The 13,171-nt window shown below is 71.2% G+C and carries 8 protein-coding genes and 2 pseudogenes; 6 read left to right on the top strand and 4 right to left on the bottom strand.

All coding sequences use genetic code 11. The annotated features are described in order from the left end of the window. Nucleotides 1–321 precede the first annotated feature (321 nt). The 3 genes and pseudogenes from A4R44_RS09090 to ptsP all read left to right on the top strand — a co-directional run bounded on the left by A4R44_RS09090 (nt 322) and on the right by ptsP (nt 3,630). Nucleotides 322–1,204 (top strand): annotated as a pseudogene (locus tag A4R44_RS09090) (ribokinase). 28 nt (nt 1,205–1,232) lie between these two features. Next, nucleotides 1,233–1,964, top strand: coding sequence for a hypothetical protein (locus tag A4R44_RS09085; RefSeq protein ID WP_067578265.1), 732 nt, complete (start codon nt 1,233–1,235; stop codon nt 1,962–1,964). Then, complete coding sequence (gene ptsP, locus A4R44_RS09080; protein ID WP_067578263.1) at nt 1,957–3,630, top strand: phosphoenolpyruvate--protein phosphotransferase; 1,674 nt, start codon at nt 1,957–1,959, stop codon at nt 3,628–3,630. The genes A4R44_RS09085 and ptsP overlap by 8 nt, the downstream gene beginning before the upstream one ends. Before the next feature lie 57 nt (nt 3,631–3,687). On the opposite strand, the gene A4R44_RS09075 is transcribed toward ptsP, so the two are convergent. Continuing rightward, entirely contained in the window at nt 3,688–4,350 is a 663-nt protein-coding gene (locus A4R44_RS09075; protein ID WP_067578261.1) for a DUF1707 domain-containing protein, read from the bottom strand. A 72-nt stretch (nt 4,351–4,422) separates the two neighbouring features. Between A4R44_RS09075 and A4R44_RS09070 the strand changes: the two genes are divergently transcribed. Further along, nucleotides 4,423–5,472, top strand: coding sequence for a hypothetical protein (locus tag A4R44_RS09070; protein ID WP_232791546.1), 1,050 nt, complete (start codon nt 4,423–4,425; stop codon nt 5,470–5,472). Nucleotides 5,473–5,474: 2 nt separating this feature from the next. Here A4R44_RS09070 and A4R44_RS09065 read toward each other — a convergent pair whose 3' ends face one another. The 3 genes and pseudogenes from A4R44_RS09065 to A4R44_RS09055 form a co-directional block, all read right to left on the bottom strand. Next, nucleotides 5,475–6,131: a response regulator transcription factor gene (locus A4R44_RS09065; protein ID WP_067578257.1), complete on the bottom strand. Its 657-nt coding sequence runs from the start codon at nt 6,129–6,131 to the stop codon at nt 5,475–5,477. After that, nucleotides 6,128–7,271: pseudogene (gene macS / locus A4R44_RS09060) on the bottom strand (MacS family sensor histidine kinase). The gene A4R44_RS09065 and the pseudogene macS overlap by 4 nt, the downstream one beginning before the upstream one ends. After that, entirely contained in the window at nt 7,268–8,473 is a 1,206-nt protein-coding gene (locus A4R44_RS09055; RefSeq protein ID WP_067578255.1) for an AI-2E family transporter, read from the bottom strand. The pseudogene macS and the gene A4R44_RS09055 overlap by 4 nt, the downstream one beginning before the upstream one ends. Nucleotides 8,474–8,771: 298 nt before the next feature. On the opposite strand from A4R44_RS09055, the gene A4R44_RS09050 reads away from it, so the two are divergent. Together A4R44_RS09050 and A4R44_RS09045 are read left to right on the top strand one after the other, a co-directional pair. After that, the gene (locus A4R44_RS09050) at nt 8,772–9,800 is read left to right on the top strand and encodes a hypothetical protein (protein WP_067578254.1); all 1,029 of its coding nucleotides are present in this window, start codon (nt 8,772–8,774) and stop codon (nt 9,798–9,800) included. A 192-nt stretch (nt 9,801–9,992) separates the two neighbouring features. After that, nucleotides 9,993–13,112: a PE-PGRS family protein gene (locus A4R44_RS09045; protein ID WP_232791545.1), complete on the top strand. Its 3,120-nt coding sequence runs from the start codon at nt 9,993–9,995 to the stop codon at nt 13,110–13,112. Nucleotides 13,113–13,171: the final 59 nt, after the last annotated feature.

Here is a 13,171-nt window from a genome sequence, read left to right as displayed (position 1 = left end):
ACACCGATTTCGGCACTTGGCGCGAGAACCGGGGCGCCGCCGACGCCGATCACTCGGGGGGCTACGTGATCGGCGCCGGCGACCCGATGCCCTCTCCGGTGCGCTTCCGGTCGGGGCAACGTCATCGGCTCAAGTCCGGTGACGCTCGAAGAAGAGCGAAGCCCGCCGCAGAAGTGACGCCTGGGGGATACGGATCCCCCGATCGAGTGACGGACAGCCGCTGTTCCGCCTGATTGTCGCACTGAGCGCCAAGAAAGTTACAAACGCTTTCACTTTCGGGCACAGATGGCGGAAAGGACGGGTCGTGGCAGAGTGGCGGCCATGAGTGCTGCGGTGCTGGTGGTCGGGTCCGCGAATGCTGATTTGGTGGTGCCGGTCGACCGTCGTCCTGGCGGCGGCGAGACCGTGCTGGGCGGCGACACCNGGCGACACCGCGTTGTCCCCCGGCGGCAAGGGCGCGAATACCGCGGTCGCGGCGGGAAAACTCGGTGCGGACGTCGCGTTGCTCGGTGCGGTCGGCGACGACCCCTATGGCCGATTGCTGCGGGATTCGTTGTCGAATGCGGGTGTCGATACGCAATTCGTTCGGACTGTCGATCGGCCTACCGGAATCGCCTACATCACCGTGACTCCGGACGGGGAAAACTCCATCCTCGTCTCCCCCGGCGCGAACTCCGCGCTGGAACCCGGCGACATCACCGACGAAGCACTGGACGGCGTACGCGTGCTCGTCGCCTCGCTGGAAGTGCCGCTGCCGACGGTCGAACGCGCGGTGGTGCGGGCGCGGGAAAACGGCGTGCGGGTGCTGCTGAACCTCTCCCCGGCGGCCGAGGTGTCGCCGGAAACGCTGGCCGCGCTGGACGTCCTGCTGGTCAACGAGCACGAGGCCGCCTACCTGCTCGGTTCGGAAGACGCTGACCCGCGCAAGCTGCTCGAACTCGGCCCGCGCGCGGCCGTGGTCACGCTCGGAGCCAAGGGCGCGGCGGTGCTTGAAGGTGACAAGTCGACAACCGTCGAGTCGCCCAAGGTGGAAGCGGTCGACACGACGGGTGCGGGCGACGCGTTCGCGGGTGCGCTGGCGGCGGCCCTCGCTGATGGCGCTGACCTGGTCGAATCCGCTGGGCGGGCGGTGAAGGTCGCTGCGGTCACGGTGACCCGCCGTGGCGCCCAGCCGTCGTATCCGACCGCCGCCGAGCTGGAATGAGTCACGTCCAGGCCGTGTTGCAGATCACGTGGGCGATTCGTTCGGTTCGGCGTGGTGGCAGGGGTACGCGACCCGGTTGCGGAGGATCGCGGCAGCGCGTGATCCGCTCGCGTTGATGCCGCTCGACGAGACGCTCGCCGCGTTGGGGCGGACAGCGGAAACCTACGAGGGGCTCCGCAAGGTCCCGGTCGAGGGCGTCGTGGGATCTCTCGCGCGTGCCGGGGATTTCGACCGGTTGTTCCGGCCCCGCAACCGCGCGCTGCGGGTGCGCTGGCGAGCGATCGCCGACGCCGTCGGGGAGCTTCCGCCGGTACGGCTGGTGCGGTTGGGCGACATGTACTTCGTGGAGGACGGACATCACCGGATCGCGCTGGCCAGGGCGCGCGGGGCGGAGGCGGTCCTCGCCGAGGTGCGGTCAGTCTGCACAGTCGCGTTCGCGATGCGCTGCCTGACGCTGGCGGATCTGCCGTCGAAGCGGGCCGAACGGATGTTCCTGGAGCGGATCCCGCTCGCCGACGCCGACCGGACCGACCTGTGGCTGGACGACCCAGCGGACTGGTTCCGGCTCGCGGACTCGGCGGAGGCATGGGGTTTCCGGCAGACTTTGCGGGGCCGGGTGCTGCGCGACCGCGCGGAACTGGCCCGCGCGTGGTGGCACGAGGAGGTCCGGCCGGTGGTCGAACGGGTGCGAAATCGGGAAACGGGTGCGGTGCCCCGGGAGATCGCCGTTTACGTGAGCTATGGTCTAGACCATGTCTGAGAGTGCCGCCGCTCCGGCCGAGTCCGCTGCCGGTTCCTCGCTGACCGGGGTCGCGGTGAGCCCCGGACGCGCGAGCGGACCCGTCGTACGGGTCGCCGAGCCGCTCGGGGAACCAGCCAGCACGCCCGCGCCCGACGATCCGGCGGCGGAGGCGGCCAGGATCGAACCCGCCGCGCAGGCGGTCGCCGCGCGGTTGGAAGCGCAGGCCGAGGCCGCGACCGGCGAAGCCGCGACGATCCTGATCACGACCGCCGCGATGGCCGCCGACCCGGCGCTCGCCGCTCAGGCTCACCAGCTGGTGACGGCGCGGAACCTACCCGCGGCCCGCGCCGTCTACCAGGCCGCCGAAGGGTTCGCCGACGCATTGGCGGCCGCCGGCGGGTACATGGCCGAGCGGGTCCGCGACGTCCGGGACGTGCGCGACCGGCTCGTCGCCGAACTGCTCGGCGTCGCCCCGCCCGGGGTGCCCGAGCTGACCTCGCCGAGCGTTCTCGTCGCCCGCGACCTTGCCCCGGCCGACACCGCGGGGCTCGACCCGGCGAAGGTGCTCGCGCTGGTCACCGAGGAGGGCGGACCGACGAGCCACACCGCGATTCTCGCGCGGGCGCTGGGGATTCCGGCGGTCGTCGCGGTGCGCGGGCTGCTGGCCTCCGACGCCAAGGCGCTGGCGGTCGACGGCGACACCGGCGTGATCGAGGCGGTAGACCCGTCCGCGCCGATCGTCACCGCCGCCGCTTCCGGGCCTGCTGAGTGGAACGGCGTCGGCGAACTGTCCGACGGGCACCGGGTGAAGGTGTACGGCAACGTAGGCTCCCCGGCCGACGCGCAGGCCGCCGCGGACGCGGGCGCCGAGGGCGTCGGGCTGTTCCGCACGGAGTTCTGCTACCTCGACGCGCCGGCCGAGCCGTCCGTCGAAGAGCAGCGAAAAGCTTATGCCGCTGTGCTTTCGCCGTTCCGCGGCAAGCCGGTCATCGTGCGCACGCTGGACGCGGGCGCGGACAAACCGCTCGCGTTCCTGTCCCCGGACGACGAGCCCAACCCGGCGCTCGGCGTACGTGGCGTGCGGATCGCGTTCGACCGGCCCGAGGTGCTCGACCGGCAGCTCGAAGCCATCGCGGGCGCGGCGGAGGATTCCGGCGCCGAAGTTTCGGTGATGGCCCCGATGGTCGGCACCGTCGAGGAAGCCGCGTGGTTCGCCGCGCGCGTGCGCGCCGCCGGGATCGCGCGGGCGGGTGTGATGATCGAGATCCCCGCCGCCGCGGTTTTGGCGCGGGAGATTCTCGGCGTGGTCGACTTCGTGTCCGTCGGCACGAACGACCTGGCCCAGTACACCTTCGCCGCCGACCGCCAGCTCGGCGCGGTGGCGAAGCTGAACGACCCGTGGCAGCCCGGTTTGCTGCGCCTGCTGAAGCTGATCGGCGACGCGGCGGAAGCGACCGGCAAACCGGCGGGCGTGTGCGGCGAGGCGGCGGCCGATCCGCGGCTCGCGCTGGTGCTGGCCGGGCTCGGCCTGACGAGCCTGTCGATGAACGCCCCGGCGATCCGGGCGGTCGGCGCGAGCCTGGCGACCGTGTCTCGGCAGAAGGCCAGCGAGATCGCGGCGGCGGCGCTGGCCACCGCCGACCCGGCCGCGGCGCGCAAGGCGGTCGCGGACGCCGTTTCTTAGCAGGGGACGCCGGATCCGGGCGAGAGATGGGTAAACGGATCCGGTGCCGGGCGCTGGTCAGCCGAAGATGCCCCGCCGAGGGTGGCGGATGACCAGCGAGCCTCCGTGGATGCGGCCGGTCAGCACGTAGCGCGGGGTGCCCGCGCGGCCGTTGCTGCCGGTCTTGTCGTCGAGCGAGCCGAACTTGATCTCGGTGATCGAGTTGTAGTCCACCGCCGCGTGCTGCGGAATGATCAGCTCGACCGAACCCCACTTCGAGTCGAGTTCGATCTGCACCACCGGGGTGGCGACGCGGGCCTCGGTGAAGTCGAGTTTGGTGCTGCCGTACTTGTTGCGCACGACCATCGCGGCCGGGACCTGCCACGGGCCGCTGCGCTGCAGTGACGAGTACTTGGCGTTGAGTTCGAGCCGCTGGCCCAGTCCGTAATTCGGCCCGTAGCCGGGCGGTTCGGGCGTCGGCGCGTACTGCGGAGCAGCGCCGGGGTGCACCAGCCCGGGCAGGTCCGCGAGCACGGTGTTGAGATCGCCCCTGGTCTTGGCGGCCAGCGCCTGGTCAGTGCGTTCGGTGAACTCGTCGAGGGTGAGCATCCCCTGCCCGATGGCTTTTTGCAGCACGCCCACGACGTGCTCGCGTTCGTCGTCGGACACCCGGATGTCGCGCGCGGTCAACGGCTTGGTCTCGGTCGCGGGCTGCGCGGCGGTCGTCTCTTCCTCGGCCATGGCTTCGATGGTAGAACTCGATTCACGCTGGCAGATCGGGGAAAAACCCTGAACGGACCCGTACCTCGCGCGTTGGTCGCCCTGGCCGCGGCCTGCTGTCTGCTGACCTCCTGCACGAGCGGGACTCCCGCGCCCGCCCCGGTGAGTTCGGCGCACCCGGCCCCGACCACCCCGCCGCCGACCGGCCTCGACGGGCTCGTCGCCACCGGCGGCCTCGGCGTGGAGTTGCTGCTGGCCACGTCGCCGCCGACGGTGTTCGACGCCGATTCGGGCGTGCGCGGAACCCTGCCCGGCGTTCCCGGCGGGCAGCGGGTGGTGTCGGTGCTGCGCGTCGGCCACACCCCGGTCGTGCTGACCGCGCCGACCTGCTCACCGGCCGCCTGCGCCCCCGCGGAGGTGTACGTCTACCTGGGACTTTCGCCCCCGCGGTCGCTCGGCAAAGCGGTGAGCGCGGCCCCGGGCGAGGACGGCACCAGCGTGTGGCTGATCCGGGAGGACGGTCCGGACCTCTGCCGGTTGGAACACGTCGCGCTCACCGGCACCTCGTTCGGCCGGGGCACCGTGGCGTCGTGCCACACGCTCGTCCGGGTGGAGACGGCGCACGGGTTGCTGATCACCGTCGGCAGCGGCACCGCCGAGACCGTTGACGTCCTGATCGACCCGGCCACCGGACGGACCGTGCAGCAGTCGCCGCGCATTCTCGCCGCCGCCGGTGATCGGCTCGTCCTCGGCGGCCTGACCGACCTGACGATCCTTGACCTGCGCGGCGGAGCGCGGAAACCGGTGGCCCTGCCGGTGCCCTCGCCCAATCCGGATGTCCTGCCGAGCCGGGACGGCGACGTCGCCGCGGTCGATTTCGGCACCCCGTCGTTCCCTGGAACCGGCACGCAGACCCGGGATCTGTGGCTGTTGAACCTGCGCGACGGCAGCTGGCAGCAAACGCCGTCGATGCCGTATTCGACGGAAAACCTGAAGCACTCCGGTCTGGAGTGGACGCAAGCGGGCGACCTGGTCATCGACGACGGAGTGGTCGCGGCGTGGCATCCGGGCGAACCGGCCTGGCGGCTGGGGAAGGCGAAACTCGCCGCGGCGCGGCAGGCCGCCGGGGTCGCGACCTCCTGAGGTCAGTCCTCGTCGAGGCCGTGCTCGATCGCGTAGCGCGCCAGCTCGACCCGGTTGTGCAGCTGAAGCTTCCGCAACGTCGACTGCACGTGGTTTTCCACCGTCCGGTGCGACAGCACCAGCCGCTCCGCGATCTGCCGCGCGGTCAGTCCCTTCGCGACCAGCCGGAGCACGTCGGTCTCGCGGTCGGTGAGCCGCGGCGGTTCCGGCGCGCCGTCCGGAACGTCGGCCATCCGCCGGTACTCGCCGAGCACCAGGCCGGCCAGCCCGGCGGTGAACACCGGGTCGCCGTCGGCGGTGCGGCGCACCGCGTCCACCAGCTCGGCCGCGGACGCCGATTTCACCAGGTAACCCGACGCGCCCGCTTTGACCGCTTCCAGCACGTCGCTGTGTTCGCCGCTGGCCGAGAGCACCAGCACCCGCGTGTCCGGCGCCGCAGCGGTGATCTCGCGAGTCGCTTCGACGCCGGACGTGCCGCCGAGGTTCAGGTCCATCAGCACCACGTCCGGCCGCACCGCGCGCGCGATCCGGATCGCCGCCGGGGCGTCCGGCGCGGTCGCGGCCACCTCGAACCCGTTCTCGCTGAGGTCGCGGGCCACGCCGTCGCGCCACATCGGGTGGTCGTCGACCACCATCACGGAGATCGTCCGTTCCGTCATCGCCCGTCCCTCATCGTGGCTGGCACTCGCACTTCCCACTCCGTGCCCCGGCCGGGAGCGCTGTCCAGCACCGCGGTCCCGCCGAGGTCGTCCACCCGGCCGCGAATCGACTTCACCACCCCGAGACGGCCCTCGGCCGCCGCTCGTTCCAGCCTGCCGCCCTCGATTCCCGGGCCGTCGTCGCGGATGCTCACCACGACCTCGCCGCCGAGGTCTTCGAGCAGCACCCAGGCGTGCGCGTCCGGACCAGCGTGTTTCTCCACGTTAGCCAGTGCTTCGCGGGTGATCGCGACGAGTTCCTCGGTGACGTGCGCGGGCAGGTCCACCGTTCCGGCCGGCGTCGAGACCTGCACCGACGTGGTCGCCAGCAGCTGCAATGCCGANTGCCGAACGGAGGTCCGCGGTGTCGCCGGACCGGGTTGGCTCGCTGCTCACCAACGCGCGCAACGCGATCTCCTGTTCTCCCGCGAGCCTCGCCAGCTCCGCTGCTTCACCGCCTACTTCGAGGCCGCGACGCCGTACGCGCGCGAGAACCTGAAGCACGCTGTCGTGAATGGAGCGCGCGAGCCGTTCGCGCTCGGCCGTCGCTGCTTCGGTGCGAAGTGCGCGCGCGAGCGCTTCGGCGGAGTTACGTGCGAGCGTCGCGGCCATACCGACAAGGAGACCGCTCGCGCACAACAGCACCCCATCACGGATGACGTCGATGTCGACGTGCGCGCGAGCGACACCAGTACCTACTGCCACGACGAGGCCTGCCACTACACCGCTGCGCGCGCCGAAGCGCGTTGCCGTCGCGATCGGCGCTACCGCCGCCCAGACCGTGGTGATCAACGGCGTAGTCGGGTTGTCGAACTGCGCGTCCGACAGGATCCACGGCGACGTGAGCATGAGCGCTGTGGTGAGTACGAGGTCGAAGATCACCAGCCAGCGGTGCCGTCCGTTCTCGCGCATGTACGCCAGACTCGACACGACGGACCACACGGCCATCACTCCGATGACGAGCCACCCCAGCCACGGCCGTTGGAAGCCCGGGTAGTGCGCGATCACCACGGCCAGCGCGAACAACCACGTGACGACGCGCAGCACCACGACACCGCGCCACAGCGGCGTCGCCGGGTCTCGGACGGAGCGAACGGTCACTTCTCGTCTTCTGTGTTTTCTTCGGAGCCGGCGTCCTCTTCCGGGTCGTCGTTCGGGTTGGCGGCTTGGCTGTGCAGCGCGTCGACGGTCGCCGGATCCGGATCGTGTTCGTGCAGCAGCGACCGGATCCCGGCATTCAGCACGGCCAGCAGCGGCACCGCGAGCAGCGCGCCCGCGATCCCCGCGGCGACCAGGCCGATGGCGATCGCGAGCACCACCGCGAGCGGGTGCAGCCGCACCGCGCGGCCGAGCAGCAACGGCTGCAGCACGTGGCTTTCCAGCTGCATCACGCCGACCACGATGGCCAGCACGACCACCGCGCCGATGACGCCCTTCGACACGAGCGCGATCAGCACCGCGACGCCGCCGGTGAGCAGCGCGCCGATGATCGGGATGAACGCGCCGAGGAAGACCAGCGTCGCCAGCGGGATCACCAGCGGCACGCCGACGATCCACAGCCCGATGCCGATGCCGACCGCGTCGACCACGGCCACCGCGGCGGTCGCGCGGATGTAGCTGACCAGCGACGCGAAGCCGCGCCGTCCCGCCACGTCCACCCGGTTGCGCACCCGCGTCGGCACGCCGCGCACCAGGAACGACCAGATGCCGTCGCCGCCGGCGAGGAAGAAGATCGTGACGAAGAGCGTCAGCACGAAGCCGGTGAGGATCTCGCCGACGGTGCCCGCGGTGGTCAGCGCGGTGGTGGTGATCGAGGCCTGGTTGTTCTGCAGGAAGCCGATGGCCTGGTTGATGAAGTCCTGGATCTGCTCCTGGCGCAGGTGCAGCGGACCGTTGATCAGCCAGTCCTTGATCTGGTTGAGGCTCGTGGTCAGTTGCTGCTGCAGTTCCGGAAGGCCGCTGGAGAACTGGGTGATCACGAAGGTCAGCAGCCCGCCGAGCACCGCGAGTCCGGCCACGAGGACGATCGCCGTGGCCAGTCCGCGCGGGAAGCGGATCTGCACGAGCCGCGACACCGCGGGGGCCAGCAGCGCCGAAAGCAGCAGTGCGATCGACACCGGCACCACGACCGAGGCGAGATAGCCCAGCAGCCACACCACCGCGTACAACGCGGCGATCACCACGATGAACCGCCACGACAGCGCGGCGGACACGCGCAGGCCGCGCGGGATGAAGCCGGTGACGTCGGCGACTGGATCGGAAAGGGACGGTTGTTCGCGTTGTCCGCGCCCTGGCTGGCTCACGGGGACAACCGTATCGGCCCCGCCGACCAAAACCGGGCGGATCGCCCCAGCGGCCGGCGCGAATCACCGCATCGCCGGGGTCACGCGAACCGACTCAGGAGTAACCAGCCGTCTTCTCCGGGGATGACCCATCGTGAGACCCGGCCACACCCTGTGTTGTTCACACGATGGTGGCATCAAGTCGTGTCAAGGATGCGCGGCGGACCGGAAATTTGGTTGTCTCGGGTTTGCACCACTGCGGAACCGTGCCGTTCCCGGCAAAAACCGAAATCATTTTTTACCCGAGGAGAAATCACCTGTGACGAACGACGCTGTGCACGAGAGGCGGGGCGCGACGCGCTTCGGCCGTCTCGCGTCGCGTGCGTTGTTCGTCGTTGGCGGCGCGCTCGCGGCCACCGCGGCCGCGTGGGCCGTCTCCTCCCCCGCCGCCTCGGCGGACCCGGTCGACGCGAGCGTCACGCCGGTCACCGACGCGACGGCCGCCGGGATCGGCGACGTCACCGACGGCGTTGGCCGGTTCGCGGGCGAGGTCACCGGTGCGGTGCAAGGGCTTTCGTCGTGCGGTCAGGGAGCCACCACGTGGTCTGAACCAGGCACGTCGCGGCCCGCCTGCTCGCTCGACCAGCTCGGCCGCGCGCACCGCGACGACCTCGCCGGAAGCCAGGAGGCCGCCGGAAAGGTCAGCGACGCGGTGAGCGGCCTCGGCCAGCACGCGGTCGTCAAGCCGGTGGAACGCACGCTCGGCTCGCTTGAGCACATCGCGCGCAAGCCGGAGGACGCCCGCCAGGTGATCGCCGACGCGACCACCCCGCCGCCCGCCGCACAGGATTTCGGCCGGAAGCTGTGGGATCTGCTCGACCCGAGCACTCCCTCGAACCTGGTCGACCTGCCGAAACTGCCGAGCGCGCCCGCCGAATCCGAGCAGGCTCCCACGCCCGGCATTCCCGAGCATCCCGCCGAGGCGGAGCAAAACCTCGGTGCCGCCACGATGACCACGTCCGACGCATTGCAGTCGGTCTTCTCGGCGATGGACGCGCAGTCCGTCGATCCGGTGCAGGGAACCGAACTGCCGCAGCGCCACCACGGCGACCGTGGTCTGCCCGGCGCTCCGTTCTCCCCGGCGCAGCTTCCCGTCGCGCCGCTTTCCATCCCGAACTCCCCGGCCGGTGGCAGCACCGCGCCCGGCGGACACCTCGACGGCTTGAACTTCGGCGTTCCCTCCTGGGTCGTCGCCGCCGTCGACAACGCCGTGGCGGGTTCGACCCGCACCGGCCTCGCGCACACGCCGCGCACCCCGGGCGAGCAGCCCGGCGTCACTCCTGACTGATCCACTTCACCCGCGGGGTCTTTGACGCACCCACGAGCACACTTTCGTGTGCCGTCGCCGTCATCGACACATATCCCGCGGGTTTTTCGCGCGCTGCGCAATTTCCGCGCACGCATTCCCCGGTGCATTCCTGAGACACAGGAACACCGTCACGAACCCGCAAGGGACCCCGATATGAAGGAGAAAAATCCCATGCAGACCTGGGCAAAGCGCGGACTCCAGACCGCGTTGGTCACGGGTGGGTTGCTGATGCTGGGCACCGGCATCGCCTCGGCCGACGAGAACGTCAACCCGGACACCCCGGCCTCCCCGCTGGATCTCAACGTCACCGTCCCGATCGACGAGGCCAACAACGCGATCGGCACCCCGCTCGGGCAGGTCGACCTCCCGGCGCACCACAACGAGATCAGCACCAAGCCCGTCACCTCCGCCGTCAAGGGAGCGCTCGCCTCGGCGAAGACGCCCGGCGGCTCCGCGGGCAGCCTGACCGACAGCCTCCCGAAGGCGGACGCTCCCCGGCAGGTCACGCCGACCCGCGACGCGTTCAAGGGCAACAAGGTCAACGGTGACGTCGTCGTCCCGGTCCAGATCGTGGACAACGCGGTCGGCGTCATCGGCGACGCCCACGTGCAGGGCGGCGACCACGACCAGACCTACAGCCACAACCAGGACGTCGCGACCGACGGCAAGTACTCCGGCATCGCGGGCAACGTCGTGGCGCTCGACTGGGCGCTGCCGGTGCAGATCGCGGGCAACGGCGTCGGCCTGGCCGGCGGCAGCGGCGCGGTCCACGGCGGTTCGGCGCACCAGAGCACCAGCGAGACCGGCAACATCGACACCACCGGCGAGGGCTCCGGCCTGTCCGGCAACGTCGTCGGCGGCCAGTTCGCGACCCCGGTCCAGGTGACCGGCAACGCCGCGTCCTGGATCCTCGGCAACGCCTACAGCGGCGACTACAACGCCGACACCACGGCCACCTCCGGCGGTTCGGCGAAGTCCAACGGCAAGGGCGCCGCGGGCAGCGGCAACGTGGTCGGCGCGCCGATCGCGCTGCCGGTCAAGTTCAACGGCAACGCAGGCGGCGTGTGGGGCTCGGACGCGGACTCCACCTCCAACTCCTCGGCCGACGCCAAGGCGGGCGACACCCGTCCGGGCAGCCTCAAGGGCATCCCGACCTACCTTGAGACCGACGGGGACCAGTCGTTCCTGTCCGGCAACGCCGCCGCCGCGCAGGCCAGCCCGGTCGCGAACGTCGCGTCCGTCGCCGGCTCGTGGATCGGCAACGCCACCACCGGCCAGGCGCTCGACCGCCAGGCCTCCTCCTCCACGCACGAGACCACCGCCACCTCCGGCGGTTTCGTGAAGACCACCGGCAACGACGCCGCCGGCTCGGCCAACGTGGTCGACCCGGCAGTCGCGCTCCCGGTCGAGGCGTGCGGCGTGGGCGGCACCTACATCGGCCGCGCGGTCGCCAACTGCGACAACACCACCACCGCGACCTCCGGTGACGGCAGCTACACCACCGGCAACGGCTCGTTCCTGACCGGCAACATCGCCAACACCCAGGTCGCGGGCGCCCCCGAGGTGCACGGCATCGGCGGCAGCCACATCGGTAACGCCTCGGGCACCTCGACCGAGACCAAGACCGTCACCGCGGGCAACTACGACGGCACCCAGGGCAACGACTCGTCCGGCTCGGGCAACATCGTGCAGGTCCCGGTGGCCGCGCCCGCCGAGGTGTTCGGCGTGGGCGGCTCCTTCATCGGGCAGGGCTCGGGCGACGGCTCCGAGACCAAGGTCGTGAAGGCGGGCGGCGGCGGCAACACCGCTGACGACAACGGCTTCCTCAGCTCGAACCTCGGCACCGTTCCGGTGTCGACCCCGGTGCAGCTGTTCGGCATCGGCGGCTCGTTCGTCGGCCAGGGCCACGGCACGGCCAGCAACGACACCACCTCCACCGCGGGCCAGGACGTGCACGCGACCGGCGCGCAGGGCGCGGGCGCGGGCAACCTCATCGAGGCCCCGGTCTCGCTGCCGGTGCAGGGCCACGGCGTCGGCGGCTCGGTGGCCGGCATCGGCACCGGCATGTCGGACAACCTGACCGACTCGACCGCGGGCGGCAACGCCACCGCGGACGGCAAGGACGGCGCGCTCGCCGGCAACATCGTCAAGGCTCCGATCGCCGGTGCGGGCACGATCTTCGGCGACGGGATCGCCGGGGGCGCGATCGGCGACGGCACCGCCACCAACGACATCACCTCGACCGCGGGCGGCGACGCTCTTACCAACGGTGACGGCGGCGCGGTCGCGGGCAACATCGTCGGCGTGGACCCCGCGCCGGTGGCGCAGGTCTTCGGCGACGCGGTTTCGGTCGCGGGCGTGTCCTCGGGCGACGCCATGAACAACACCGTCGTCACCGACGCCGGCAAGGACACCACCTCGGGCACCGAGGGCTCGATCTCGGGCGACATCCTCGACTTCCCGGTCCCGGCGGTCGTGGAGGTCTTCGGCGACGCCGTCGCCGTGGGCGGCGTGGCGCACGCGGTTGCCGACAATGTCACCGACGTGACCGACGGCGACGACGCCACCAGCACCGACGGCACCGGCGAAGCCCTGTCCGGCTTCGACTACTACCACTCGCTGGGCGCGCTGGTGCAGATCTTCGATGTGCCGCTGGAGGTGCTCGGCGTGGCTACCGCCGAGGCCGCCAACTCCACCGAGGTCGACCCCGAGCCCGTCATCAACGTGCCGTTCGGCGGCGAGATGGGCGCTGACCAGCTCCCCGCGCTGCCCGCCGTGCCGGGTCTGCCGGGCGGTTCCTCGGCCTTGCCGTCGGCTCCGGCGCTGCCGAGCCTGTCGGGTCTGCCCACCGCCACCACGCTGCCCGCCCCGGCGCTGCCGGGTGCCGAGCGTGCCGACGTGCCGCAGGTCAGCGGCCTGTCCGCGCTGGGTCAGCTGAACCAGCTGAAGGGCGCTTCGGCGCTGCCGTCGGTGTCCGGGCTGAAGAACGGCATCCACCTGCCCTCGGCCCCGGCCGTTCCGGCTCTGCCGGGCGTTCCGGCTCTGCCGGGTGCGGCTGCGCAGCGTGCGGACGTTCCGGCTCTTCCCGCTCAGCTGCCGGTGAAGACCTCGCTGCCGACGCTGAACCAGCTGCCGGCCGTCACGGCGCTGCCCGCCGTTCCGGGCATCCCGACGACCCTGCCGACCACGATGCCGACCGCTCCGGCCGTGCCGGCGATCGGTGACGCGACCGGCCCGCTGGGTGCGTTCCAGAAGCTGGCCGCGAAGGTGACCGGCATCTTCAAGAAGTGAACCGCTTCGCCTGAAGCGAGCCGGGGATAACCCCGGACGGGCCCGGAAGCCAGGTGCTT

This window comes from Amycolatopsis sp. M39 (assembly GCF_001651785.1).
In the GTDB taxonomy this organism is placed as follows: domain Bacteria; phylum Actinomycetota; class Actinomycetes; order Mycobacteriales; family Pseudonocardiaceae; genus Amycolatopsis; species Amycolatopsis rubida.
Note: the sequence above shows the minus strand (reverse complement) of the source record. Positions and strands in the feature narration are given on the sequence as shown.

What these genes read in the sequence shown, in the direction of transcription:
- A4R44_RS09045 (WP_232791545.1), top strand. Translation starts at nt 9,993, where the DNA reads ATGCAGACCTGGGCAAAGCGCGGACTCCAGACCGCGTTGGTCACGGGT.
- ptsP (WP_067578263.1), top strand. Translation starts at nt 1,957, where the DNA reads ATGTCTGAGAGTGCCGCCGCTCCGGCCGAGTCCGCTGCCGGTTCCTCG.
- A4R44_RS09065 (WP_067578257.1), bottom strand. Translation starts at nt 6,131, where the DNA reads ATGACGGAACGGACGATCTCCGTGATGGTGGTCGACGACCACCCGATG.
- A4R44_RS09075 (WP_067578261.1), bottom strand. Translation starts at nt 4,350, where the DNA reads ATGGCCGAGGAAGAGACGACCGCCGCGCAGCCCGCGACCGAGACCAAG.